Here is a 25387-nt window from a genome sequence, read left to right as displayed (position 1 = left end):
AAGCCTGGTTAGAGGTATTGAAACAAACTCAACCCCTGCACCTGCACAAACGCCTTCTGCGCCGCCTGCAGCGCGGTGAGGCTGGACTGATATTCGGTGATGACCTGCGGGTAGTTGATGCTGGTGAGTTGGGTCTGCTGGGTTTGCAGTTGCAGGGTGAGGCTGGAATTCTGCGTCTGCACCGCCTGCACCTGCTGCAATCGGCTGCCGATGCTGGCCTGGGCGCTGAGCAGATTGGTCTGGTTCTGGTCGAGGCTGGCCAGGGCGTTGCTGATGGATTGCGCGCGCAGGGCGTTGCTGCCGGAGGTCTGCGTTTGAGCGGAGGAGAAGGCCTGCTGCAGCGCCTGGAAGGTCTGAAACAGGCTTTGCGGCGCGGCGGCGCCGACGGTGAAGCGGTCGCCCGCAGCGGGCGTGCCGACGATGGGCACGGTGATGGCCGGACTGCCGCCGGGGGGCAGGCCGATGCTCATGCCCGGGGTGAAGGCGCCGCTGGCGAGCGGGCTGGCGGAGAAAGTGCCGCCGGTGCCGCTGGCTACGGAGTAGGTCATCGAGCCGCCGCTGCCGCTGAAACTGATCTGGTATTGCGTGCCGTCGACCATCAGGGTTTGCTGCGCCAGGGCGGTGTCGTTGACGGTGCCGGGGCCGGCGGTGGCGCCGCCGGTGTTGCTGCTGGCGGCATCGACGGTGAATGTGCCGTTGCCCGCGCGCGCGTTCATGAACAGCGCGTTGCCGGGGTCGCTGATGGCGGTGTTCAGGCTGGGGCCGAGCGCGAGCTGGTTCTGTCCGCCGTCACCCTGGTATTGCACGCTGCCGTCGGCCTGGAGGACGAAGGGCTGGGTGCCGCTCTTGCTGCCGGCAAACAGGTAGTTGCCCTGGCCGTCCTGCGTGTTGGCATATTGCGCGAGTTGCTGCGTGTAGCCTTGCATGGCGGCGGCGGCGTTTTGCAGGTCCTGCGAATTGACGGTGCCGTTGTTCATCTGCACCGCGAGCTGGCGCACCTGGCTGACCAGGGTGGTGACGCTTTGCACCGTGGCGCTTTCGAGCTGCAGCGAGTTTTGCGCGTTCTGGCCGTTCTCGGTGTAATTGGCAAGGCGGTTGATTCTCCCGGTGAGGGCGACGTTCTGCGCCGCGGCCACAGGCTGGTCGGAGGGGTTGACCAGGGTGCTGCCGGTGGAGAGCTGCTGGCTCAGGGTGTTCAGCGTGTTTTGCTGATTGAGAATGCCGGTGAGGCTGGCGGCGTAGAACTGTGGGGTGCTGATGCGCATGGCGACGCTCCTTCTAGTGCAGTGTCTCGCCAATGGCTTGACAGGATGAAGCCGATGGATTTTTTCGCCAGGCAAGGCGCAACCCCGCCGCCCTATTGGGCATAGGGCAAGGGGGTGCAACGCAGCATGGCGGGAAAAGACGCGGTTTCATGTCAAGTTATTGGCGAGACACTGCACTCGCTTTACTGCACGGCCTGCAGCAGCGAGGTGAACAGGCTGCTGCCGACCTGGATGGCCTTGGCCGCGGCCTGATACGCCTGCTGGTACTGAATGAGGCGGGTCGCTTCCTCGTCGAGGTTCACGCCGGAAACGGACTGCTGCGCCGCCGTGGCCTGCGCCGCCACCGAAGTGGCGGCACTGAGCGCGCTCTGCGCCTGACTGCCCTGCGTGGCGACCTGGCTGACGAGCTGCGAATACGCGCCTTCGAGCGAGGTGCTGCCGCCTGCCAAGGTTTTGGCGGTTTGCAGTGCGGCCATGACTTGCGCATTGCCGCCATTGCCGCCGCCCGCCGGGCTGAGGGTGAAGGCGTCGCCCGAGACGGCGGTGCTGCCTGCGAGGGTGACGTTCCAGTAGCCGCCGGGCGGGTTGCTGGCGTAGGGGATGGACAGCACCTGCCCGCTGCCGCCCAGGCTCAGGCTGCCCGAAGCCAGCACGGTGGCCGAGCCAGGTTGCGTGACCTCAAAACCCACGGCGCCGCTGGTGCCGCCGCTGGTGAGGGTGACTTGCAGGCTCGTGGGCACGCTCGCGCCCGAAATGACCAGCGCGCCCGCGCCGCTGCTGGCGCTGTATTGCCCGGCCGAGAGGGTGAGATTGCCGAGGTTGGTGTTGACCAGGCTGCCCGATTGCATCTGCCCCGCGCTGGACACATAAGGCGACGCCGCGGCGATTTTCGTGGGGTCGGTGAGCACGGACTGAAAGTTCAGCGCGCCGTAGCGCGTGGGCTGCACCTCGAAACTGTTGCCCGCCTGCGCCCCGCTGACGTTGACCTGCACGCCGTCGAAAGTGAGGACGGTCGCGCTGCCCGAGGCGGCCACCGTCGCCCCGCTGACGGGCTGGCCCGAGGAAAGATTGGTGACCGTCCAGTTGCTGCCGTCGTAGTTCAGGCGGTAGTCGGCGGTGGTGAGGGCATTGGCATCGACCACGCTGCCGCTGATGACGGCGTTGCCGCTGTTGGTCGAGCTGGCGAGCACCTGCACCGACCCGGCCTGGAACATCGCCGCGCCGAACTGGCCATTGAGGTCGAGCCCCTGCGCCTGCTGGCTGTTCATGGCCGACGCCAGACCGTCGGCGATGCGGCCGAGCGCGTTCTGCGCGGGCTGCAGCACCTGGTTGCGGAACTGCAGCAGCCCGCCCAAGGCGCCGCCCTGCAATCCCGAAGACAGCACCGCGCCATTGGCGGCGTAGGCCACTTCGAGCTGCGACGGATCGTAGGCGTTGGGCGTGGTTTTCAGGTCGAACGACTGCGCGCCCGCGACCAGCACCTGCCCGTTGCCGGTGAACACATTGACCTGATTGCCGTCTTGCGGTAGCACGGTGACGCCGACCTGGCCCGACAACTGGGTGATGAGCTGGTCGCGCTGATCGAGCAGCGAGTTGGGGGCACTGCCCGCGCCCGAGAGAGAGTTGATCTGGACGTTGAGCCGGGCGATTTGCTGCGTGAGGCTGTTGATTGCGGTGATGCTCTGCCCGATCTGCTGGTTGACGCCATCGGCCGCCTGTTGCATTTGTTGCGCCGAAGTCTGAAGAGTTTGCGCCAGCGATTGCGCCTGACCGACGAGATTTTGCCGCGAGGGGATGTCGGCCGGATTGGCCGCGACCTGCGCCACCCCGCTGGCGAAGAACTGGTTGATCGAGGTGCTCAGGCCGGAGTCGGTTCCGGCGATCAGGTTGACGATGGGCTGTAGCTGGGTGTCGAGCGTGCTGGCGCCGCTGGCGGTGGCCGCCGTGCTCCACACCTGCGATTGCAGATAGCCGTTGTAGCTGCGGGTGACGGCGTCGATCTGCGCGCCATTGCCGAGATATTGCCCGCCGTACAGGCTGGGCGTGAGGCTGGACTGCACGGCCGTCTCACGGCTGTAGCCGGGGGTGTTGACGTTGGCGATGTTGTTGCCCGTGACCTGCAGCGCAGACTGCGCCGCCTGCAGGCCGGTGAGGGCGTTGTTGAGCAGCCCGCTGATGCCTGACATTTCATCCCCTCCCCAGAGTTTGCCCTTGCGTCTGGCCATACCGCTTGGCGGCGCCGGTTGCGGGTCCGTAAGTGGGGTCGGCCGCTTGCCGCTGCGACTGGGCGATGGCCTGCTGCAGCGCGGCGCTCCAGACGGTGAGGGTGTGCTGCAGCGCCAGGGTTTCGTCGCGCAGCGCGGCGACTTCGGCGGTGAGCTCGGGGGATCGGTCCAGCGTCGGGTCGCCCGCGCGCCGGCGGGCGGCGAACTGGTCGAGCGCCGCGATCAGCGGTTGCCAGATCGGCGTGACGGGCGCCGCGCCCTCGCTGCCGGTATTCACCAGCGCCTGGCGTTGCTGGCGCAGCACTTCGGTGAGCGCGGCGACGAGCTGGCGTTCGTCTTGCGGGGTCTGGACTTGGGGCATGGCGGCGGAAGCGGACGCGGGAGGTACTCGGTATAACGTCACTGCACCGCAGAACTTGAATCCGAACTTGCCTCCACCCCAAGCTGCTGCAGCGCCTGCTGCATGCGCGGGCTGCGGGCGATGGCCACCAGCTTGGCGGCGTAGTCGGGATCGGTGGCGTAGCCGCTGCGCTGCAAGGCGGTGGCGAAGGCCGAAATGTCGTTGCCCTGGCCGCGCGCCGACTGGTAGCGTGGGCGCGAGAGCAGGGCGGCGTAGTTGTCCACGCTGTCGGCCACGTTCTGATAGGCGCGGAAGGCGGCCGCGCCCACCGACGCCACGCCATTCTGGAATTCGCGCGTGAGGGTCTGCACGGCGCCGCCCGCCCAGCCGCCGCCTGCCTTGATGCCGAACAGGTTGTTGCCCGGCGTGTGCCGCCCCCAGCCGGTTTCGAGCGCAGCCTGCGCCAGTATCGCCACCGGGGTGACGCCGAGTTGTTTCGCTGCGGCCTGCACGCTGGGGAGAATGCGGGCGATGAAGGTCTTGGCCTGTTCGAGCGATGGGCCGCCTGGGGAGGGTTGCGCGGCGGTGGGCGCTGGCGCGGACTGGAGCGGCAGGGCGTTCTGGCGGTAGGCGGCGAGCGATGTGGCGGGCAGGGCCGCCGCCCCGCTGGCCAGCGGAAGCGCGCTGGCGCCGGTGTTGACGGCCTGCGCGGCGAGGGACGAAGGGTCGGCAGGCTGGGCCTTGGGCGCGGCGGGATCCAGGCCATAGCGGGTGGACAGATCGCGGGCGATGAAGCTGGCCAGCCCCATGCCCTGGCCCTGGCTGAGCGTGACGGCGAGCTGCTGGTTGAACATCGACTTGAACATCGGCCCCGAGGTGTCGCCCAGCAGGTCCGGTCCCAGGCGGGTGGCGTCCATCGCGCCGAGCATCTGCTGCATCAGCAGCGCCTCGAACTGCTGCGCCACGGCCTTGATCGCCTGCGGGCTGCGCGGATCGGCCACGACTGCGGCCTTGAGCTGGTTCAGCCCCTGGAACGACAGGCTGTTGGATGCCGCGGCGGCGCCGGGCAGAGGAGGTGCAGTCGTCATCGTTCAGCTCAGATCACGTCGAGCTGCGCGTGCAGCGCGCCTGCGGCCTTCATGGCCTGCACAATGGCGATGAGGTCGCTGGGCGCCGCGCCCACGGCGTTGAGCGCGCGCACCACGGCTTCGAGCGTCACGCCGGGGTTGAACATGAGCAGCTTGGCCTGGTCCGCCTTGGCTTTCACATTGGTGTTGGGAACGACGGCGGTCTGCCCCGCGCCCAGCGGGTTGGGCTGGCTGACTTCGTACTGGGTGCTGATGGTGACCGACAGATTGCCGTGCGCCACCGCGCAGGCGCCCAGGGTGACGTTCTGGCCCAGCACCACGGTGCCGCTGCGGGCGTCGATCACCACCTTGGCCGGGGGCGATTCGGGCGACACGTCCAGCGCCTCGATCTGGCCGAGAAAGGCGGTGCGCTCGCCCGCGGTCAGCGGCGCCTGCACCTGAACGACCCCGGCGTTCAGCGCCGTGGCCGTGCCTGCGCCGAAACGCTGGTTGATGGAATCGGCCACGCGGCTGGCGGTGCCGAAGCTCGGGGTATCGAGCGCGAGGGTGATCGGGCCGGACTGGTCGAAACTGCTCGCCACGGCGCGCTCCACCGTGGCGCCGTTGGCGATCTGGCCGGCGGTGAGAAAGTTGACCTGGGTGGTGTTGCCGCCGGAGGATGCGCCAAAGCCGCTGACCACCACATTGCCCTGCGCCACGGCATAGGTCTGGCCGTCCGCACCCTTGAGCGGGGTCATCAGCAGCGTGCCGCCGGCCAGGCTGGAGGCATTGCCGATGGCGGACACGGTGATGTTGATCTGCTGCCCCGGCTGCGAAAACGGCGGCAGATTGGCGGTGACCATCGCCGCGGCCACGTCCTTGGGTTGCAGGTTGGAGGCCACATTCGGCGGCAGGTTGATGCCCAGGCGCTGAAACATCGAGAGCAGCGATTGCGTGGTGTAGGGCACCTGCGTGGCCTGGTCGCCGGTGCCGCCCAGGCCGACCACCAGGCCATAGCCGACGAGCTGATTCACGCGCACGCCCTGCACGCTGGTGAGGTCGCGGATGGCGGCGGCCTGAGCCGGAGCGGTCAGTAAGGCGCCTAGCAGACAGAGGGCGGCCAGCCAGGCGAGAAGGCGGCGGTTAACGGCACGCTCCCCTCCCCAACCCGTCCAATGGCTGGCTTGCAGGCCAGCCCCGTTGCGGCGGGGCAAAGCCAAGCAGTTGGCTTTGCCTTTTCCGCCTCCACCCCCACCAGTGGGGAGGGAGCCATCATGCCTCCCCCGCACCGTGGGGGAGGCTGGGAGGGGCATCCGAAGGAAGCGCGGAGCGCAGTTCTCACCTCCTCCACTTGTGGGGGAGGCTGGGAGGGGCATCCGAAGGAAGCGCGGAGCGCAGTTCTCACCTCCCCCACTTGTGGGGGAGGCTGGGAGGGGGAGGCGCGTTCTTGAGGCGGCTGGGCGGTGAGGGGTGTGCCTTGGCGTGCGAACCCTCACCCCAACCCTCTCCCGGAGGGAGAGGGGGCAGATCTCACCTCCCCCAACTGTGGGGGAGGCTGGGAGGGGCATCCGAAGGAGGCGCGAAGCGCAGTTCTCACCTCCCCCACTTGTGGGGGAGGCTGGGAGGGGGAGGGTTGTCCGCCGCGATTCGGTCAGCATGTCGTCACCCCGTTTCAGAACGGCCACAGCGAGAGGAAAAAGCTCGTCAGCCAGGGCACCTTGGCCGCGGCGTACACATCGCCCGTGCCGCTGTATTCCACGCGGGCGTTGGCGATCTGCGTGCTCAGCACGGTGTTCTGCGGGCTGACATCGGATGCGCGCACCACACCGGCCACGCGGATGTATTCATGCCCGCCGTTGAGCATCACCTCCTTCTGCCCGGAGATTTCGAGGTTGCCGTTGCTCATCACCTTCACTACGGTCGCTTCGAGTACGGTAGTGAAGGTGTTGCTCTGCGAGGTGGCGCCGTTGCCGCCGAACTTGGTCGATGAAGTCATGCCCATCGACGGCGAATAGCCGCCCGCGGTCAGCGGCTTGCCGAAAAAGCTCGACAGACCCGCGCTCACGTCGTCGGACTTGTTCACCGTGGTGTTGGTGGACTTGGTGGCGTTGGCGTTCTCCTGGATGAGCACGGTGATGAGGTCGCCCACGCGGTGCGCGCGGCTGTCCTCGAACAGCGAGACGTTCGTGCCCGGCTGCCAGATGGCGCCGTTGGGGGCATGGGCGTTCATCGCCTCGGGCTGCGCCGGAATGGGCAGCGGAGTGAGCGCCTCGCTGCTGAGGTGCTGCTGCGGCGTGGCACAGGCGCCGAGCAGCATGGCCAGCGCGGCGGCCAGGAGCCGGCGGTATTGGGACAGCCCGGACATGATCGTCATCACAGATTGTTGTTCACGTATTGCAGCATCTGGTCGGAGGCCGTCACCGCCTTGCTGTTGACTTCGTAGGCGCGCTGGGTGGAGATCATGTCCACCAGCTCGGCCACGACGTTGACGTTGGACGATTCCAGATAGCCTTGCTGCACCGAGCCCAGGCCGTTGAGCGTGGGCTGGCCGGTGTTGGGCGCGCCGCTGGAGCCGGTCTGCAGATAGAGGTTGTCGCCGATGCTCTGCAGCCCGGTGGGATTGACGAAGCTGGCGAGTTGCAGCGCGCCGACCTGTTGCGGCGTGGCCTGCCCCGGCAGGGTGACGGACACGGTGCCGTCGGCGCCGATGGTGATGGTTTGCGCGCTGGCCGGAATGGTGACCGTGGGCTGCACCAGATAGCCGTTGGCGGTGACGATCTGCCCCTGGTTGTTGAGCTGGAAGGTGCCGTCGCGGGTATAGGCGATGGTGCCGTTGGGTTCGAGCACCTGAAAGAAGCCCTGGCCGTTGATGGCGACGTCGAGCGAGTTGCCGGTCTGCGTGAGGTTGCCCTGCGTCATCAGCCGCTCGGTGGCCACCGGGCGCACGCCGGTGCCAAGTTGCAGGCCGCTGGGGTATTGCGTGCTCTGCGACGACTGCGCGCCCGGCTGGGTGAGGTTCTGGTAGAGCAGGTCCTGGAAAACGGCGCGCGAGCCCTTGAAGCCGCTGGTGTTGACGTTCGCCAGGTTGTTGGCGATCACGTCCATGCGGGTCTGTTCGGCTTCCAGGCCGGTCTTGGCAACGTAGAGCGAGCGAATCATGGCGGGTTCTCTGAGGGGATTGCGGTGGGGCGGATCAACTCACGTTGAGCAATTGCGTGGCGGCCTGATGGTTCTGGTCGACGGTCTGCATCAGCTTGGTCTGGATTTCGAACGCGCGGGTGTTGTCGAGAATCTGGATCATGGCCTGCACCGGGTTGACATTGCTGCCTTCCAGGGCGCCGACGGCGAGCTGCACATTGCCGTCGGGCTGCGCCGGGCCTTGCGTGTCGCGGAACAGGCCGTCGGCGCCGCGCTGCATCTGGCTGGCCGGCGGGTTGACGAGCCGAATGCGGTTGACCACGACCAGCGCGTTGGGCTGGCTGCCCACCGGCACACCGGAGATCGTGCCGTCGGCGCCGATCTGCACCGACTCCAGCGGCGGCAGCGAAATCGGCGCGCCGCCCTGGCCCAGCACCGGGCGGCCGTCGCTGGTGGACAGAATGCCGCCTGCCGACACCTGCAGATCGCCGTTGCGGGTGTAGGCGGTGTCGCCATTGGGGGCCTGCACCGCGATCCAGCCGGGGCCGCGGATGGCGACGTCGAGGTTGCGCCCGGTGTGGTTGATCGGCCCTTGCTGCAGATCGGCGCTGTTGCCCTGCACCGCGGTGTAGGCGCTGGTCGGCAAGGCGTTGCCGTAGACCGGCAAGGCGCGGAACTGCGCCTGCCCGCCGCGAAAGCCGACGGTGTTGACGTTGGCGAGGTTGTTGGTCGTCACCGCCTGCTGCTGCAGGATGGCGCGGGCGCCGGTGGCGGCAATCCAGAGGGTATCCATGATTCGGAAGGGCTGCTTTTTTACAGACTAAGCAAAGTCTGGACCACCTGGTTCTGCGTCTTGATGGTCTGCGCATTGGCCTGATAGGCCTGCTGCGCGACGATCAGATTGACCAGTTGCGACGACAAATCGACGTTGGACTCTTCCACCGCGCTGGACTGCAGCACCCCCAATCCGCCCGCTCCGGGTTGTCCGGTGAGAGGCAGGCCCGAGGCATAGGTCGGCACGAAGTAGTTGTTGCCCAAGCGCTGCAGACCCTGCGGCGCCTTGAAGTTGGTCAGGGTGATGAGCCCCAGCTTGGCCGATTGGCCGTTGGTGTAGCGGCCGAAAATCACCCCGCTGGGATCGATCGACAGATTGCTGAGCTGCCCGACGCCGTAGCCGTCGGTGGTGAGCGAGTTCACCACCGAAGGGGCGTTGTAATTGGTCGAGCCGGCGAAGTTGAGCGCAATGGTCGAGCCCGAGGCGCCGTCGGCCCACGACAGCGGGCCGACGGCGCCACTGGCCGTGCCGCTGATCGCGCCGGTCGAGCTGAACTGGAGGGTCATCGGCCCGCCGCTGGTGATGCCGCTGCCGCTGCTGGTCGTGCCGTCCACGCTGTAATACACATCCCATTTTTGCCCGTCGGTCGATCCGGAAGTCAGCGCGTAATAGGTCGTGAGCAGGTGAGACGTGCCCAGGCTGTCGTACACCGTGGTGGTGGTGGAGTAGTTGTAAGTGGTCGGGTCGTTCATGTTGAACGGCGTGCCGCTGCTGATCGGCGTCGAACTGGCGTTGAGGTTCAGCCCCAGCGTGCCGCTGGCCGTGGCCTTGGGCGCCAGCGTGGTTTCGGTGATCTGCAGCGGGCCCGAGCCGCCGGTGAGCACCCCGCTGACCGCGGGCGTGCCGATGAGCTTGCCGCCCGAGGCATCGACGACATAGCCGTTCTGATCGAGCTGGAACTGGCCGTTGCGGCCATAGACCGTGGCGCCGTTGTAGTCGAACTGGAAGAAGCCGGTGCCGTTGATGGCCACATCCAGCGGATTGCTCGTGGCGCTGATATTGCCCTGAGAGAACTGCTGCGCCACCGTCGAGACGGTGGTGCCGATGCCCACCTGGCCATACTGCGGCGAAGTGCCGGCGACGGCGGCGGCGTACATGTCGGCGAATTCGGCGTTCGAGCTCTTGAAGCCCACGGTGTTGGCGTTGGCGATGTTGTTGCCCATCACCTGCAGGTCGGTCGAGGCGGCTTTCAGGCCGGACAGCGCGGTTTGGAAGGTGCTCATGGAATCCCCCGGAAAAAGATCGTGTGGCGAAGCGGGTCGGCTTTTGGCGCCTACATCACGCCCTGGATGTTCGACAGCGGCACGGTGCCGCTCTGTCCTTCGAGCTGAAGCGCGGGCCCGTTGCTGCCGCTGAGATAGACCGACTGCACCTTGCCCGTGCCGAAGGGCACCGCGGCCACCGGCTGGCCGCTGCCGTCGGTGGCGCTGACGTTGAAGGTGTAGGCGCCCGCAGGCGCTTTGTGTCCGCCGCTGGTCGAGCCGTCCCAGTTGAAGGTCTGCACGCCGGTCGGCAGGGCGCCAAGTTGCAGGGTGTCGACGGTCTGGCCGGCGCTGTTCACAACCTGCACCTGCACGTTCTGCGCGGCCGAGGCCAGGGTGAAGCCGCCCGCCGCGCCGCCGCTGGCGGGCAGGCTGATGCTGTTGTGGTCGAACACCACCGTCTGCCCCACCAGATTGGCGGCCTGCAACCCCTGCGTCTGCGCGAGCTGGGCAGTAAGCGCGGCCATCGATTGCTGAATGCCCTGCACGCCGCTGGCGGTGCTGAACTGCGCGAGCTGGGCCGAGAGGTCCTGGTTGCTCAGCGGGTTCATCGGGTCCTGGTTGGTGAGCTGCGTCACCAGCAGCTTGTAGAAGGTGTTGACGTCGGCCATTGCGCCCAGGCCGCTGGCGGCGCTGCCGCTGCTGCTGCTCGTCTGCAGCGAGGACAGAAAGGCGTTGGAACCGATGGGAGAGGTGCTCATGGCAGGAGTCTTTCAGGCAAAAAAGCGTCATTGGCCCAGGGTGAGGGTTTTCAGCAGCAGGTTCTTGGTGGTGTTCATCACGTTCACGTCGGCCTGATAGGCGCGCGAGGCGGAAATCATGTTGACCATTTCATCGACCGGGTTGACATTGGGATAGCTCACATAGCCGTCCTTGTTGGCCAGCGGGTTGCCGGGGTCGTAAACGAGCTTGAGCGGGCCGGGTTTTTCCACCACGCCGGCCACCTGCACGCCGTTGACCCCGGCGGGCACGCCGGGACCCGACAGCGGCTGCGCGGCGAACACCACTTCGCGGGCGCGGTAGGGCTGGCCGTTGGAGCTGACGGCGGAATTGGCATTGGCCAGATTGCTGGCCACCACGTTCAGCCGCAGGCTCTGGGCGTTCAGGCCGGAGTTGGCGACATCGAGGGCGGAGAACAGGGACATGGCGGGGGCTCAGGCTCGGTTGCAGACTCAGTTGCCGGTGATGGCGGAGGTCAGGGTCTTGATCTTGCCGGTGACAAAGGTGAGATCGGCTTCGTACTGAATGCTGTTTTTCTGGAACTCGGCCTGCTCGCGGTTCATGTCCACCGAGTTGCCGTCCAGCCGCACGGCGTTGCCCGACTGGTAGGCGATGAAGTTCGACCCGACGGGAGCGGCGGCGCCGGGCAGTTGCCGGGGCTGATCGGTCTTGAGCGCCACAGCGCCGGTTCGTTGCCCAGATAAAACCGCTTTGAACGCGGCGGAAAAATCCAGATCCACCGCCTTGTAGCCCGGCGTGCTCGCATTGGCGATATTGGCCGAGAGCAGTTGCTGGCGCTGCGCGCGCAGGTTCAGCGCGGTTTGCAGCGGGGCGAATTCACGGTCGAGGGCGGAAGTCATGGACGTGTTTCGTAAGGGTTCGTGGCGCTTGAACTGCAGATTTCATGCCAGATGCGGCAAGCCGGGAAACGCAGGGAACACGCCGCCGCAAGCGGCAAGCGGCACGCGCAAAGCGGCAAGACCTTGCCGCTTGACGGCTTTGGACGGCAAGGGGTGTTGCCTTGGCGCGCGAACCCTCACCCCAACCCTCTCCCGGGGGGAGAGGGGGCCGATCTCACCTCCCCCGCCCGCGGGGGAGGCCGGGAGGGGCATCCGAAGGAGGCGCGAAGCGCTGTTCTCACCTCCCCCACTTGCGGGGGAGGTCGGGAGGGGCATCCGAAGGAGGCGCGAAGCGCATTTCTCACCTCCCCCACTTGCTGGGGGAGGCCGGGAGGGGCATCCGAAGGAGGCGCGAAGCGCTGTTCTCACCTCCCCCACTTGTGGGGGAGGCCGGGAGGGGGAGGTTTCGCTGGTACAGACCTTGCGTCTACAGGCGTGCCAACTCACTGCAATCTTCTCCTGTGCGATGCTGATTCGTCTATTTCTGATCTCGTGCCTGCGCCTCATGAGAAAACGCCGGGCCGCCCCAAGTTTTCTCATCCCCCTCGGGGGGCCTGACGCGAATGCGGCAGGGCTGGGGGCGATCTTCACGCTCGCCCTCGGCCTTGGCCTGGGCGCGACCTCGGCCTGGGCCGCGCCTGCGGCTGAGAGCCCGGCCACGATACGAGCTGCAGTGGAGGCGTTTGTCCGCGCCGGGCTGCCAGCAGGCGGGGAGAAGGTGAAAATCGATGTGCAGGGACCCGCGCCGGGGCTGCGTTTCCCGCGCTGCGCCGATCTGCGCACGGCCTATTTCGGCAACGCCAACCCGTTTGGCGCGCAAACCGTGGAAGTGCGCTGCGCCGCGCCCTCGGTGTGGTCGCTCTACCTGCCCGTGCGGGTGGACCGGCCGCAGGGTGCGGTGGTGGCAGCGCGCGCGCTGCAGGCTGGCCACACGCTCACCGCGGCCGATCTCACCACGGTCGAGCGCGACGCCGCCCGGCTTCCCCCCGGCGCGGTGACCGACGCGCAGGCGCTGGTCGGGCAGGTGCTGCGCTACAGCGTGGCCGCGGGTCAGCCGCTGGTGCAGAGCATGCTCACCGGCCCGCAGCTCGTGCACTACGGTCAGTCCGTCAGCCTGATCGCACAGGGCATGGGGGTGCGTCTGGTCGCGCTCGGCCAGGCCATGGCGGACGGTCGCGTGGGGCAATCGGTGCTGGTGCGCAATGTGCAGTCGGGCCGGGTGGTCAGCGGCATCGTCGATGCGCAGGGGCAGGTCGTCGTGCCGCTGCAGTAGTGCAGTGTTTCACGCTATCTGGAACATAAAAACGCGTCTTTGGCGCCGGGGCGGCGTTGCAAATCCGCGCGATACCTGCGGGTATCGCTGTGGTTTGCGCCTTGCCCCAACCCCAAATCCATCGTTTTTATTTGTTCCATCAAGCATGAAACACTGCACTGGCTCATTTTCCAGCGGCGTCAAAAAACCGTCTTGTTGCGGATGCACGCCGCAGCACGACTCGATTGCATCTTTTCACGTGGATATTGGCGCCGATAAATCGTCATTCAGCGCCGCAAAAAGCAGGGAATCGACTGGCACCGCGTTTGCTAAGCAGGGATCATCCTCACAATGGAGATTCCCATGTGCGCCCTGGCCCTGTCGCCCACCGCCGAACCCAAACAGCCGTCTGCGCCGACCTTGAGTGTGCTCGAAGGCGGCCTGATCGACGCCAGCCCCACCCAGCCCGAGACCGGAGCAGCGCAGGAGGCTTCGGCTCTGCGACTGGCGCGGCAGATCTACGTCGCCTGGTTTCAGCGTTGCCTGCGCCAGGGGGTCTGCCGCAATCACCCCGGGGCCGTGGTCGCGTTGCCGCGTGGCGCCATCGAACACCAGCTCGACCAGGTCATCGACTGCAGCGCACCGGATGCCGCAGAGCTGCTGCCGCCGCTCGACGCGCAGCAGCGGCGTCTGGCCGAGATCTGCTCGCTGATCAGCGAGTTGACCGCTACCGATCAGCAGCACGCACGGGCCGTGCAGACCTGGGATCGCCTGATCGACCTCGGCCTCGACACCTTGCAGGGCTTTGCCGATCTGGAAGTGCTCTTGGCCGCCCGGCGCGCGGCGCAAGACGCACTGACCGGTCTGCCGGGCCGCGCCGCGCTGCAGCGGCGACTGCAGGGCGAACAGGCGCTGGTGCTGCGCCAGGGTGGCATGTGCTCGGTCGTCATGCTCGACATCGACCACTTCAAGCGCGTCAACGATCAGCACGGCCATCAGACCGGAGACCGGGTGCTGGCCGCGTTCGCACGCCTGCTGCGCGGCGCCTTGCGCCCCTACGACGGTGTCTATCGCTATGGCGGCGAAGAGTTCGTGCTCGTGCTGCCCGGCGCCACGGCGGTGCAGGCGGTGCAGATCGTCGATCGCATGCGGCAGGCCCTCGCGCAACGTCCACTGGTGCAAACCCGGACCGGCGGACTGCACATCGGTTTTTCCGCCGGCGTGGCCGCGCTGACCGGCCGCGCGATTGCGCAAACCCTGCGCTGCGCCGACCTGGCGCTGTACTGCGCCAAGGCGCAAGGGCGCGATCAGGTACGGCTCGAACCCGGTCACTGCGCATGATTTTTGCGCTCATGCTCCGCCAGCGTGAAACGGGCAACGCTTCAACCTGGAGACGGGCCGAACGCTGAGCGCCGCCATGTCCGCGTCTGCCCCCCTTCACCGTTCGCCCAGCGGCCTGCGACTCGCCAGCGCGCAAGAGCTGCTGGCGGCGTTTCGCGTGGATGCGCAGGAGTTTTTGCGCCTGTTCATCGCCGGTCTGCAGACGCAGCCCACGCGCGAGGACACGCTGCAGTCTCTGGGCAATGCCGCCGAGGCGCTGCGCGGCATTCGCATCGGCGCGGATTTTCTGCGGCTTCAGGACGTGAGTGCGCTTTGCCGCCGGGGCGAGCAGGATTTGCTGCGGCAATTGCCGCTGATCGCCTCGGGCGCGGCGCTGCAGTGGGGTGAATTGCAGGCGGTGATCGACGGTTTGCGCGATCGCCTGATGCTCAATCAGGGCGAGCAGGCTGCGGCGGTCGCCGCGCCGCTCCCGCCGCCATCTCCGTATTCCGTTGAGACCCAAACTTCCAGTGAGACGCAACCCGAGCCAGAGCCAGAGCCAGAGATTGCGCCTTCCTCTCAGCCTCCCCCGCTGGCGGGGGAGGCGTTTTCCAGCATGTCCCTGAGCGTACAAACCGCCACCGTCGGCCCCTGGGTCGTCGCTCTGCCCCTGGAGGCTGTATCCACGGCGTCGGAGTCCGCCATGCCGTGGTGGAGGGGCCCGGACGGGCAATTGCTGCTGCTGCACGACGACATGGCGCTGCCCGCGCTCGATCTCGCTGCCTGCTGGAATGTTCCAAATCCACGGCACACGGCAGGCGGCGCGGCGATGCTGCTGCAATCCGGCCCGGAAGGGACGCACTTTGCCGTGCGGGTACAGGCACTTGGGCGCCAGCAAGACCTGCTGTTCTGGCCGGTGCCGCCCGCCGTGCAATCGGCCTGCGGGGTGCGCGCGGCGGCGTGGGAAGGCGCGCCGTGGCAGCCGCAGGCCGGGCAGGCCGTGCTGCTGCTGGATCTTCCCTGGCTGGCCGAACGTCTGCGTACCGGAGAAGGCGCATGAATCGCGCGACCTCCTGGCTGCAGTTTCGCGTGGGCGAGCAGTTTCATGCGCTGGAGGCTGCACCCGTGCGCCAGATTCTGCGCTCGCCGAATCTGCTGTCGCTGCCCGCGTCGCAGCGTCTGCCCTGCTGCGCCGGGATGCTGGCCTGGCAGGGCAGGCCGCTGCTGGTGCTCGATCTGGGCGCCTGCCTGTTGCGGCGCCCGAGTCTGTCGGCAGGGGATGCGCGGTTTCTGGTCTGGACTCAGGCGCAGCACGCCGGGGTGCTGGCCGTCGATGAGGTGGGTGGCCTGCTGCGACTGTCCGCGACCACGCTCACCCGGCACTGGGCGCCGGCGCGGCCGGGGCTGCGACCGCCGTGGAACGCCATTCGCGGCCTGCTGCACGCGGGCGCTCCTTCGCTTGCCGGCCCGGCAGAGCTGGAGCCCGCCGATCCCATCGCGGTGTTCGATGTGGCCGCGCTGTGGCAGTCCTGCTGGAATCTGGCGGGAGAACGGCGATGAAACGCACGCCGCAACGCAGCCTGCTGCTGCTCAGCCTGCTCGCGCTGGTCTGGGGCGGCGCCCTGGCCATACTCGCAGGGTTGGGCGCTTCTTTCGCTCTACTGCTCACCGCCTGGGGCGCGGGTGCAGCGCTGCTGGTGTCGTTGGCGTTCTACCTCGGACTGTCGTTCCGACTGGATTTGCTGCAGGTGCAGCAGGCATTGCACGAGGCGGTCACCAAGCCGGAGGCGACGGCGCAGCTCGAATCTTCTCTGACCGCTTTTTGGCAGCCCTTGATCGACGCGGCCTCGGCGGCGCGCCTGCCCGTGGAGGCAGCAGCCCGCGAGAAGGCGCAAATGAATGCGCAATTCGCCGTGCAGACCGCCGCGCAGACGGCTGCGCAACTCGCCGCCCTTCAGTCGGCGCTCGACGCCGAGCGGACGCAGGGCAGCGCCTGGCAGCGGCAGGCGGCCCAGGCGCAGGCCGAACTCGGCCTGCTCAGACAACAGGCACAGGAAACCGCCCGTACCTTGGAGCGCGCCGAAGCAGCCCAAGCCGCTTTGGCCGCCTTGCCGCCTTTGCCCGAGCCGACGCGGCACGAACTGGGCGCAATGGCGCATGAAAGGCAGGCCGCGCTGGCCGAATTGAAATCGGTGGTTGTCAGCCTGACGGCCGAGGTGCAGAAGCAGTCCGGTTTGCTGGCTACGCAGCAGCGCCGCGCCGAGCAACTGGCGCAATCGGCCGAGGCGCTGACCCTGCTGGGGCTGAACCTGCGACTGCAGCTCTCGCACCTGGCCGCCAGCGCAACGGCCGACGCGGCCGTGATCGAACAGACCGAAGCCGATCTGGACGCCTTGCTCGGCGCGGCAGCCCGACAAGCGGGCGAAGCGGCGGTTGCGCCCGTCCCGTCCGAAAGGCCAGCGGGACAGACCCCTCGGGCCGACGCGCCGGGCGACGCGCCGTCCCAGATGTTGGCACGCCTGCGCGACGTCACGGCGCAGATCGACGCGATCACTGATGCGGCGACGCAGCAAGACGAACGCATGGCGAGCCTTCATCGGCAGTGGACGCAGTGGCATCTGGCCGCGCAGGGCGCTTGCCAGGCGATCGCGCAGGCCGCCCGTAAAACTTGAGAAAACGCCCTGAAAAATTCAGTTGGCTTTGCCTTTTCCGCCTTGGCGCGCGAACCCTCACCCCAACCCTCTCCCGGAGGGAGAGGGAGCCGATCTGCGCCTTTGCGGTCTGGTTGGGGAGGCCGGGAGGGGCATCCGAAGATGACGCGAAGCGCATTTCTCACCTCCTCCACTTGTGGGGGAGGCCGGGAGGGGCATCCGAAGATGACGCGAAGCGCATTTCTCACCTCCTCCACTTGTGGGGGAGGCCGGGAGGGGGATTTCAGCGTTTTGTTGCGAACGGGCCCTAAAGTCCTTTTGCCGCGTGCCGTCAAGTGAAGTGCGGACAGGGTTGTCCGTATTCGGCACGGATGCCGGATTTCCCCATAGCAAAGGAGCTCCATCATGGCCATTTCCGGCATCATCAACACCAACGTCAATTCGCTCAATACGCTCAACGCGCTCAACAGCACGTCCAACAGCCTGAGCACCTATATCCAGCAGCTCTCCACCGGCAAGCAGATCAACGGCCCTGCGGACAACCCGGCGGGCTACGCCATTTCGCAGCGTTTTCAAACCCAGATCAACGGCCTGAACCAGGCCGTGTCCAACGGCAACCAGGCGGTGTCGCTGGTGCAGACCGCCACCGGCGCGCTGCAGAACGAGACCAACCTGCTGCAGCAGATCCGCACCATCGCGGTCCAGTCGGCCAACGGCTCCAACACCTCGCAGGACCGGGCCTCGCTGCAGGGCGTGGTGTCGCAGTTGCTCGCGCAGGTGCAGACCATCGCCACGCAGACCCAGTTCAACGGCCAGAACCTGCTCGACGGCACCTTCAGCGGCCAGCAGTTCCAGGTGGGCGCCAACGCCAACCAGATCATCAATGTGTCGGTGGCCAATGCCAATTCCAACGCCATCGGCAATAACGTGATGGCCACCAGCGGCACCATCTATAGCACCACTGGCGCTGCAGCCAGCAACGGCTATGCGGCAGGTCAGGCCTACACCATCACCTCCGGCGCAGGCGCGTTCACGGCAGGCACTGTCACGGTGTCGGGCTCGGCAGGCGCTTCCGGGGTTGCCGTCACCGCGACCGAATCCGCGTCAAGCATTGCCGCCTCGATCAACGCCATCAGCCAGACAACCGGCGTCACCGCCACGGCCAATACCAGCGTGGCCCTCACCGTCACCACCGGCAGCTTCAGCTTCAGCATCGGCAACGGAGACACGGGCAGCCAGACGAACGCGGTCAATATCTCGGCCAACGTCACCAGTGTCGATCCCACCGGCCTGAGCGGTCTGGTGTCGGCCATCAACGGCTCGACCGCGCAGACCGGTATCGCCGCCAGCGTCAACTCCAGCAACCAGCTCGTGCTGACCCAAAGCCAGGGCGAAAACATCTCGATCAAGGGCTTCACCGGTACCGGCACCTTGGTTGCGGGCGGCACGACCGTGTCGAGCACCAACGCCACGGCGCTGGTGCAGGGCTTCACCCAGTTGCAGTCCACCCAGGGTTACTCGCTGGGCAACGGCGTGGCCATCGGCCTGGGCGACATCAGCACGCTGTCGGCGGTGTCCACGGTGAATGTGGCGACGGTCGAAGGGGCCAACCAGGCGATCTCGATCATCGACCAGGCGATCAACACCCTGAACCAGCAGGGCGGCAGTCTGGGCGCGATCCAGAACCGGATCCAGGCTTCGGTGCAGAACTCGCAGACCACGGCGACCAATCTGCAGGCGGCGCAGTCGGTGGTGCAGGACGCCAACATCGCGCAGGCGACCACGCAGCTGTCCAAGTACCAGATCCTGCAGCAGGCGGGCATCTCCACCCTGGCGCAGGCCAACTCGCTGCAGCAGAGCTACCTCAAGCTGCTGCCGTAAGCACGCCTGATCGTTTCTCCAGGAGTGTCCCCGGGCCGCCGTCAGGTGTCCCGGGGGTTTTGCCATCTGCTTCATGGTTTTTGTCTGCCTGAATGGAGGCATCATGGACGTTCGAAGTGCGGTGAATTTTTCGACACCCAATAAGCTGCCTGCCGCTGCGCCTGCGCCCACGCCAGGCCCGGCACCAGCGGCTGCGCAAGCCGGTGCACCTGCAGGGGTCTTGCCTGCCGCCGCGCCCGGCAGCGTGCCGCCCGCCGACTTGGCACAGGCAGCCGATAAATTGCAGAAACAGGTGAGCCAGCAAGAGCCCTCGGTGGCGCTGACCGCCGGGCTCGACCCGGACGGGGGACACCCCGGCCAGGTGCTGGTGGAGCTGAAAGACAAGCAGACGCAGCAGGTGTTCGTGCGCTACTACGTGCCCGCCGATCAGGTGGCGAAGGCAGCGGCCCGCAGCCCCGATCAACCCATGCCGCCGGGCAGCCTGTTGCAGGAAAAAGCCTGATGACAGGTCTCTGGCCCTACAGTTCGGCCGGGGTGTGTCGTTGAGCCTGACAAGCGCAAGCGCAATCGGAGTCCAGCATGTCGTCGGTATCCATTTCAGGCCTGGTGAGCGGGATCAATGTGCAGTCGCTGATCACGACGCTGTCGGCGGCGTATCAAAAGCCCATCGATCTGCTGAAAAGCCAGGAGCAGTCGTATCAGTCCACGCTGAGCGCCTGGGGTTCGGTGCAGAGCAGCCTGTCCAGCCTGCAATCGACCGTGGCCGGGCTGCAGAACGTCACCCAGCTCAACAACCGCACGGTCAGCCTGAGCGACTCCAGCGCGGTGTCGGGCACGGCCAGCGCCAATGCGCCGCTGGGCACGTATTCGCTGAGCAATATCGTGCTGGCGCAGACGCAGAGCATCTATTCCGGCGATTTCGCCTCGGCCACCAACACCGCGCTCGGTACGGGCACGCTGCAGATTCAGGTGGGCAGCGGCTCGGTCACCAACATCAACATCGACAACAGCAACAACTCGCTCAACGGCATCGCCGCGGCGATCAACCAGTCGCGCAGCGGGGTGAATGCCGCGGTCATCTATGACGGCACCGGCTACCGGCTCACGCTCACGGGCAACCACACCGGGGCGGCCAATGCCTTCACCGTGAGTGTCAGCGGCGCGACCGGTTCGCTGGGCGACCTGAGCTATAGCGCCAGCGCCTCGGGCGCCATGACCGAGAGCCAGGCCGCCCGCAACGCTTCGGTGAGCATCAACGGTCTGGCGGTCACCAGCGCGACCAATGCGGTCAGCGGGGCGATTCCGGGCGTGAGCCTGAACCTGCTGCAAGCCAGCGGCTCGACCACCCTCACCGTGGCCAACGACACCAGCGCCTTCGTCACCTCGGTGCAGAGTTTCGTCACCGCCTTCAACACCACCATGGGCACGCTGAACCAGCTCACCGCGTTCAATGGCGGCACGACTTCCAGCGGATCGTCGGGACAGAGCGGCCCGCTGATCGGCAATGCCGGCATCCAGACGCTGCGCACCCAACTGCTCAACCTCATCAGCGGACAGGGCGTCGGCACCACGCCGGGCAGCGCCTATACCTCGCTGGGCGCGGTGGGCATCAGCCTGGCGCAGGACGGCACGCTGGCGCTCGATTCGGGCACATTGAGTTCTGCGCTGCAGAACAATTACAACGCCGTGGCCGGGCTGTTCGGCCAGGTGGGCACGGCCACCAATGCCAATGTGCAGTATGTCGGCGCGGGCAACGATACCCAGCCCGGCACCTACGCGGTGAATGTCACCTCCGGCGCCACGCAGGGCACGTTCACCGCGGCCAACCCGGTGGCCAGCGGCGGCATCACCAGCTCGGAAACGCTGGTGTTCGGCTCGGGCGCAACCAGCGTGTCGGTGCAACTGGCTTCGGGCTCGACCATCGACAGCATCGTGAACACGATCAATGCCACGCTCGGCCAGCAGGGACTGAGCGGCATCACCGCCCTCAACAACAACGGCAGCCTGGAGTTCCAGACCGCGGGCTATGGCAGCGCGCAAAGCTTCACCGTGGTGTCCACGCAGGCGGCGTCTGCGGGCAGCACCGGGGTTGGCACCACCTTGCAGACCGTCAAGGGCACGGATGTGATCGGCTCGATCAACGGCCAGACCGCAAGCGGGGCAGGGCAGTTGCTCACCGTCACCGGGCCGGGCGCGGCACTGGGGCTGCAGGTGAATATCAGCGGACAGGCCACGGGCAGCCTGGGTTCGGTCACGGTCAGCCGGGGCATTTATCAGCAGATGAATGCCATTCTGACCCAGGCGCTCGATGCCCAGAGCGGGTTTGTCTCGGCCGCGACCAGCGGGCTGAACAACACCATCAAGGGCATCGACCAGCAGATCACCCAGTTGCAGAACAGCGCCGCGGCGCAGACGGCGCTGCTGCAGCAGCAGTTCAACGCCATGCAGACGCAGGTGGCGCAGTTGCAATCGGTGGGGCAATACCTCACCGCGTTCTTCAATCCGCCAGGCAGCAGTCCCAGTTCCAGTCCAACCGGCGGCTGATCGCCGCCCTGATCGCCACCCATTGCTGAAAATTCAGGAGAGTTTCATGAGTGCAGCCGCTTTTGCCATGCGCGCCTATCGCCAGGTGGAAAACCAGGGGATCGCCGGCGACAGGCTCTATGCCCTCGGGCTCGACGGCATCCTCGAATACCTGCGCCGGGCGGAAAACGCCCTGCGCAACCCGAACGGCAAGGATTTGCCGCTCAAGGGACAGTCGCTCGGACGCGCCTACCAGATCGTCGAGCATCTGCTGGCCGCCTTGCCCGACGCCGCGCAACCCGGCGAACAGCCGGTGGGCGAGCGTCTGGCGCGCATCTACACCTATCTGCTCGAACGGCTGGCGCAGGCCAATATCTTCGACGACCTGCAGGCCATCGACGACTGCCGCATCGTGGTGGCGGCGCTGCGCGATTCCTGGCATCGGGGGCTGGAGCAGGCGGCGGCCTGAGCGGGGTCTGCGTGGATGCACGGATTGGTCCGGCTTTTGCTGTGATGGGAGAATGCGACGCCTGTCCACGCGCCGGAGACGACCGCCATGTCCCAGTCCAACGAATCCACCGATTTCCCCGATTCCCGTTTTTTCGCCAGTCACCCCGACGCGCTGCACGGCGCGGTCGCGGCGGTGCAGCTCGACGGGGTCTTTCCGCTGGACTGGCTGGACGAACTCGATCCCCCGCAGGCGCGCGCCGAGGTCATGGCCGACAACAACACCCTGCTGCGCGCCCTGCTGATGCTCGACGAGCCTCCCGTGTCGCACGATAGCGAACATGGCCGCGCCGACCCGATCCAAAACCTGGAACGCCGCGTCGATCTGCTGCTGCTGATGGCCAGCGCGGCGCTGCGCGGTCTGGGCAACCTGCCGCCCGAGCGACCCTGTGCGCTGTCGTCGCGCAAACTGCGCTGGGCCAGCGAGCAGTCGCTCGAACTCGGGCGGCGGCTGTGGGCGCGCATCTACCTGCGCCATCGCATCGCCCTGCCGCTGGTGCTCTCCGGGCTGATCACCGAACAGCGCCCCGACCGCGGCCAGTTCTGGCACACCCTGGAATTCGATCCCCTCGATCAGCCGGTGCAGAACGACCTCGACCGGCTGATTTTCCGTCACCATCGCCGCCAGGTGGCGCAGCAGCGCCAGCGCGCTTGAGCCTGCGTCCGAATGAATTGAATCATGGCCCGCGAAAAAGCCCCCGAAGAACACGAAAACCACGAGCGCTGGCTGGTGTCGTATGCCGACTTCATCACCCTGCTGTTCGCGTTTTTCGTGGTGATGTATTCGATCTCCTCGCTCAACGAAGGCAAGTACAAGGTCTTGTCGCAGACCATGATTGCGGCCTTCACCGGCCAGCCGACCACGCCCAACCCGGTGCCGGTGGGTCAGCCGTTCAACAGCACGCCTTCGGCCGTCGATCTGCCGCCCCTTCCCAAGCCGCAAAAACCCGAGATCATTCAGCCTGGGCGGGGTGGGCCGGCGGCCAAGGAAGTGCAGAAGGCGCTGCAGGGCGTGGCCCAAAAGATCGAGGAGCTGCTCGCCGGCGCGATTCGCAAGGGCGATGTGCGCGTGCGCCTGACCCCGCTTGGTGTGGTCATCGACATCCATGACACCGTGCTGTTCGCTTCGGGTCAGGCGGCGCTGACGCCGCAGGCTCGGGATCTGCTCGACCAGATCGCCGGGGTGCTGCAGGGGGTGCCTTACCCGATCCAGGTCAATGGCTATACCGATGATCGGCCCATCAATACCCCGCAGTTCCCGTCCAACTGGGCGCTGTCGTCGGCGCGTGCGGTTTCGGTGGTGGAAATGTTCATCGCCCAGGGAGTGAAACCCGAACAGCTTGTCGCTGCGGGGTATGGTCAATATCATCCGGTCGAATCCAACGACACGGCCAAGGGCCGCGCAGCCAACCGCCGCGTCAGCGTGGTGATCGTGTCGCCGCTGAACAATACGAATGTGAGCGACACCCCCATCATCTCCGCCGAAGCGCCCGCCACGCCGCCGACAACCAAGCCCCCCAGCACTGGAAAACCCTCTTGAACGACGATCTCCAACCCCTGAAAAACCGCCTGCGCTGGCTCAATCGCAGCATTCTCGTCCTCGGTATTCTCATCCTTCTGGGCCTCGTCGCCTGGGCCGTGTTCGGTTTGCGTCAAACTGCGCCGGGCTCCAAGAGCACGGTCATACACCCTGCGTCGAGCGCTTCCAACCTGGCGACGCGTGCGGCCTCCGCCGTGGCAACGGCCCAACCCAAGCCTGCGATGAGCACGGCGCAGCAGGAGCGGGCGGCGGCGGCCGCGATGAATGCGCTGTCTGCGGCCAGCGCACCCCAAACGGGTGCTGCGGCGGCGACGGCGTCCGAGGCTGCTGCGGTCAGCTCGGCGCCTGCAAATGCCGCCTCGGCACCCATCAAGACGCAAACGGCTATACCTCAGACTGCGAGTTCGGCGGTGCGAACCGGGGTCGCGCCCAGGCCCGCCCCTGAACGCGCTGCACCCAAACCCAAGCCTGTGGCGCAGCCCAAGCGCGCCGGGGCAGTGGGCGTTTGCCGCACGGCGGGCTGGTATGTGCAGGTCGGCGCATTCGGCAAGCAGCAGAGCATCGATCGTCTGGCGCAGAAGCTGCATCGTGCGGGTTACACCCGGGTCTGCGTGGCCGCAAGGCAGGTGCGCGGGCTGCATCTGTTTTTTGTGGGCCCCTACAAAAATGCGGCAGCGGCGCGCGATGCGCGGGCTCCGCTGCGCAAGCTCACCGGGGTGGAAGGCATTTTGCGCAAGTTGGGTTGATGCCCCCGCATCCGCGGGGCTGCGAGAATGTCGCCATGCTCGACGACCGCGCACCTCACCTGCCGATGACCGACCGCTCCGATCTGCTGCTGGGCGAAAGCCCGCCGATGCGCGCGCTGCGCGAGCAGATACGCCGCGTGGCGCAGACCGACAGCACGGTACTGGTGCTCGGTGAGTCGGGCACGGGCAAGGAACTGGTGGCGCGCAGCGTGCATCTGCAGTCGCCGCGCGCCGCCCGGCCTTTCGTTGCGGTGAATTGCGGCGCCATTCCCGGCGAGCTGATGGAGAGCGAGCTGTTCGGTCATGAGCGCGGCGCGTTCACCGGGGCGCTCAACGCGCGCAAGGGCCGGTTCGAACTGGCCGGACGCGGCACGCTGTTTCTCGACGAAATCGCCGAAATGAGTCCGCCCCTGCAGGTCAAGATCCTGCGGGTGCTGCAGGAGAAGTGCTTCGAGCGGGTGGGGGGCAGCGAAGTGCTGCCGGCGCAGGCGCGCATCGTCGCAGCGACCCACCGCGATCTGGAGCAGAGAATCGGTCTGGGTCAGTTCCGCGAAGACCTCTACTACCGCCTGAACGTGTTTCCGCTGCAGGTGCCGCCGCTGCGCCAGCGCGGCGAAGACATTCTGCAGTTGGCCGAACATGCCTTGCAGCGCCTGGAGGCGCAGGGGCTGGGGCGGGTGCGATTCGGCGACGGGGTGCAGCAGGCGCTGTTGCACTATCGCTGGCCGGGCAATGTGCGCGAGTTGCAGAACCTGATGGAGCGGCTGCTCATCCTGCACGCCGGTTCCATCGTGCGCCTGGTCGACCTGCCGCCCAAGCTGCGTGCGGGCGGCGATCCGGGGCGTGAGTCTGGCATGGACGTGGCGGCTCTACCCGAACCGGTGGGTATCGACGCGCCCGAGGAGGGCGACCAGGAGGGCCTGCACGCTCTGATGGAAGCGATGACCGAGCCCGTGCTGCAGCCCGTCCTGCCCGAAGAGGGCATGGACCTGCGCGCCTATCTGGAGCAGATCGAACGCAGCCTGATTGAACAGGCGCTGCAGCGCAGCCGCCATGTCATCGCGCATGCGGCGCAGCACCTCGGCCTGCGCCGCACCACCCTGGTGGAGAAAATCCGCAAATACGGCCTGGGCGCCGAGGCGCGCGGGTAAATTCGCAACTTGCCCGAGGGCGCGTGCGAGTGACGGAAAATCGTCACCTATCAGGTCTTGGTTTT

The 25387-nt window shown here is 66.8% G+C and carries 25 protein-coding genes; 13 read left to right on the top strand and 12 right to left on the bottom strand.

Annotated features, from left to right (window positions below; all coding sequences use genetic code 11):
* Window positions 1-8: 8 nt before the first annotated feature.
* The 12 genes from flgL to flgB form a co-directional block, all read right to left on the bottom strand.
* Window positions 9-1265 carry a flagellar hook-associated protein FlgL gene (gene flgL, locus RBR52_RS12995; protein WP_320377705.1) on the bottom strand — a complete coding sequence of 419 codons (1257 nt, stop codon included), beginning with the start codon at window positions 1263-1265 and terminating at the stop codon, window positions 9-11.
* 182 nt (window positions 1266-1447) lie between these two features.
* On the bottom strand, window positions 1448-3451 hold the full coding sequence (flgK, locus tag RBR52_RS12990; protein WP_320377704.1) for a flagellar hook-associated protein FlgK: 2004 nt from the start codon (window positions 3449-3451) through the stop codon (window positions 1448-1450).
* Window position 3452: 1 nt separating this feature from the next.
* The gene (locus RBR52_RS12985) at window positions 3453-3851 is read right to left on the bottom strand and encodes a hypothetical protein (RefSeq protein ID WP_320377703.1); all 399 of its coding nucleotides are present in this window, start codon (window positions 3849-3851) and stop codon (window positions 3453-3455) included.
* 38 nt (window positions 3852-3889) lie between these two features.
* Entirely contained in the window at window positions 3890-4918 is a 1029-nt protein-coding gene (flgJ, locus tag RBR52_RS12980; protein WP_320377702.1) for a flagellar assembly peptidoglycan hydrolase FlgJ, read from the bottom strand.
* An 8-nt stretch (window positions 4919-4926) separates the two neighbouring features.
* On the bottom strand, window positions 4927-6210 hold the full coding sequence (locus RBR52_RS12975; RefSeq protein WP_413818329.1) for a flagellar basal body P-ring protein FlgI: 1284 nt from the start codon (window positions 6208-6210) through the stop codon (window positions 4927-4929).
* A gap of 359 nt (window positions 6211-6569) precedes the next feature.
* Window positions 6570-7271 carry a flagellar basal body L-ring protein FlgH gene (locus RBR52_RS12970; protein WP_320377700.1) on the bottom strand — a complete coding sequence of 234 codons (702 nt, stop codon included), beginning with the start codon at window positions 7269-7271 and terminating at the stop codon, window positions 6570-6572.
* Window positions 7271-8056 (bottom strand): flagellar basal-body rod protein FlgG, encoded by a 786-nt coding sequence (gene flgG, locus RBR52_RS12965; RefSeq protein ID WP_320377699.1) that lies wholly within the window; start codon window positions 8054-8056, stop codon window positions 7271-7273. Before flgG ends, RBR52_RS12970 begins: the two co-directional genes overlap by 1 nt.
* Before the next feature lie 34 nt (window positions 8057-8090).
* A complete protein-coding gene (gene flgF, locus RBR52_RS12960) occupies window positions 8091-8828 on the bottom strand; it encodes a flagellar basal-body rod protein FlgF (RefSeq protein ID WP_320377698.1) in 738 nt (245 codons plus the stop codon).
* Window positions 8829-8848: 20 nt separating this feature from the next.
* Window positions 8849-10093 carry a flagellar hook protein FlgE gene (gene flgE / locus RBR52_RS12955; RefSeq protein WP_320377697.1) on the bottom strand — a complete coding sequence of 415 codons (1245 nt, stop codon included), beginning with the start codon at window positions 10091-10093 and terminating at the stop codon, window positions 8849-8851.
* Window positions 10094-10143: 50 nt separating this feature from the next.
* Complete coding sequence (locus RBR52_RS12950; protein WP_320377696.1) at window positions 10144-10833, bottom strand: flagellar hook assembly protein FlgD; 690 nt, start codon at window positions 10831-10833, stop codon at window positions 10144-10146.
* 27 nt (window positions 10834-10860) lie between these two features.
* The gene (gene flgC, locus RBR52_RS12945; protein WP_320377695.1) at window positions 10861-11277 is read right to left on the bottom strand and encodes a flagellar basal body rod protein FlgC; all 417 of its coding nucleotides are present in this window, start codon (window positions 11275-11277) and stop codon (window positions 10861-10863) included.
* A 27-nt stretch (window positions 11278-11304) separates the two neighbouring features.
* The gene (flgB, locus tag RBR52_RS12940) at window positions 11305-11712 is read right to left on the bottom strand and encodes a flagellar basal body rod protein FlgB (protein WP_320377694.1); all 408 of its coding nucleotides are present in this window, start codon (window positions 11710-11712) and stop codon (window positions 11305-11307) included.
* Between the two features lie 544 nt (window positions 11713-12256).
* Between flgB and flgA the strand changes: the two genes are divergently transcribed.
* From flgA to RBR52_RS12875, 13 genes are all read left to right on the top strand, one after another.
* Window positions 12257-13024, top strand: a complete 768-nt coding sequence (flgA, locus tag RBR52_RS12935; protein ID WP_320377693.1) for a flagellar basal body P-ring formation chaperone FlgA — start codon at window positions 12257-12259, stop codon at window positions 13022-13024.
* Window positions 13025-13366: 342 nt separating this feature from the next.
* A complete protein-coding gene (locus tag RBR52_RS12930) occupies window positions 13367-14344 on the top strand; it encodes a GGDEF domain-containing protein (RefSeq protein ID WP_320377692.1) in 978 nt (325 codons plus the stop codon).
* 76 nt (window positions 14345-14420) lie between these two features.
* Window positions 14421-15383 (top strand): histidine kinase, encoded by a 963-nt coding sequence (locus RBR52_RS12925; RefSeq protein WP_320377691.1) that lies wholly within the window; start codon window positions 14421-14423, stop codon window positions 15381-15383.
* Window positions 15380-15883 (top strand): chemotaxis protein CheW, encoded by a 504-nt coding sequence (locus tag RBR52_RS12920; protein WP_320377690.1) that lies wholly within the window; start codon window positions 15380-15382, stop codon window positions 15881-15883. The genes RBR52_RS12925 and RBR52_RS12920 overlap by 4 nt, the downstream gene beginning before the upstream one ends.
* The gene (locus tag RBR52_RS12915) at window positions 15880-16995 is read left to right on the top strand and encodes a chemotaxis protein (protein WP_320377689.1); all 1116 of its coding nucleotides are present in this window, start codon (window positions 15880-15882) and stop codon (window positions 16993-16995) included. Before RBR52_RS12920 ends, RBR52_RS12915 begins: the two co-directional genes overlap by 4 nt.
* 384 nt (window positions 16996-17379) lie before the next feature.
* Complete coding sequence (locus RBR52_RS12910; RefSeq protein ID WP_320377688.1) at window positions 17380-18855, top strand: flagellin; 1476 nt, start codon at window positions 17380-17382, stop codon at window positions 18853-18855.
* Window positions 18856-18958: 103 nt separating this feature from the next.
* Complete coding sequence (locus RBR52_RS12905) at window positions 18959-19357, top strand: hypothetical protein (RefSeq protein ID WP_320377687.1); 399 nt, start codon at window positions 18959-18961, stop codon at window positions 19355-19357.
* A 77-nt stretch (window positions 19358-19434) separates the two neighbouring features.
* Entirely contained in the window at window positions 19435-21399 is a 1965-nt protein-coding gene (gene fliD / locus RBR52_RS12900; RefSeq protein ID WP_320377686.1) for a flagellar filament capping protein FliD, read from the top strand.
* Window positions 21400-21445: 46 nt separating this feature from the next.
* Window positions 21446-21847, top strand: coding sequence for a flagellar export chaperone FliS (fliS, locus tag RBR52_RS12895; protein WP_320377685.1), 402 nt, complete (start codon window positions 21446-21448; stop codon window positions 21845-21847).
* An 87-nt stretch (window positions 21848-21934) separates the two neighbouring features.
* Window positions 21935-22540 (top strand): PilZ domain-containing protein, encoded by a 606-nt coding sequence (locus RBR52_RS12890; RefSeq protein WP_320377684.1) that lies wholly within the window; start codon window positions 21935-21937, stop codon window positions 22538-22540.
* Window positions 22541-22564: 24 nt separating this feature from the next.
* Window positions 22565-23425, top strand: coding sequence for a flagellar motor protein MotD (gene motD / locus RBR52_RS12885; protein WP_320377683.1), 861 nt, complete (start codon window positions 22565-22567; stop codon window positions 23423-23425).
* Complete coding sequence (locus tag RBR52_RS12880) at window positions 23422-24171, top strand: SPOR domain-containing protein (protein ID WP_320377682.1); 750 nt, start codon at window positions 23422-23424, stop codon at window positions 24169-24171. Before motD ends, RBR52_RS12880 begins: the two co-directional genes overlap by 4 nt.
* Entirely contained in the window at window positions 24171-25322 is a 1152-nt protein-coding gene (locus RBR52_RS12875; RefSeq protein ID WP_320377681.1) for a sigma-54 dependent transcriptional regulator, read from the top strand. Before RBR52_RS12880 ends, RBR52_RS12875 begins: the two co-directional genes overlap by 1 nt.
* Window positions 25323-25387 lie beyond the last annotated feature (65 nt).

The sequence above is a fragment of the Thiomonas sp. genome, from assembly GCF_034007205.1.
In the GTDB taxonomy this organism is placed as follows: domain Bacteria; phylum Pseudomonadota; class Gammaproteobacteria; order Burkholderiales; family Burkholderiaceae_C; genus Thiomonas.
The sequence above is the reverse complement of the archived record's forward strand: the minus strand, read 5'-3'. Positions and strand labels throughout refer to the sequence as shown.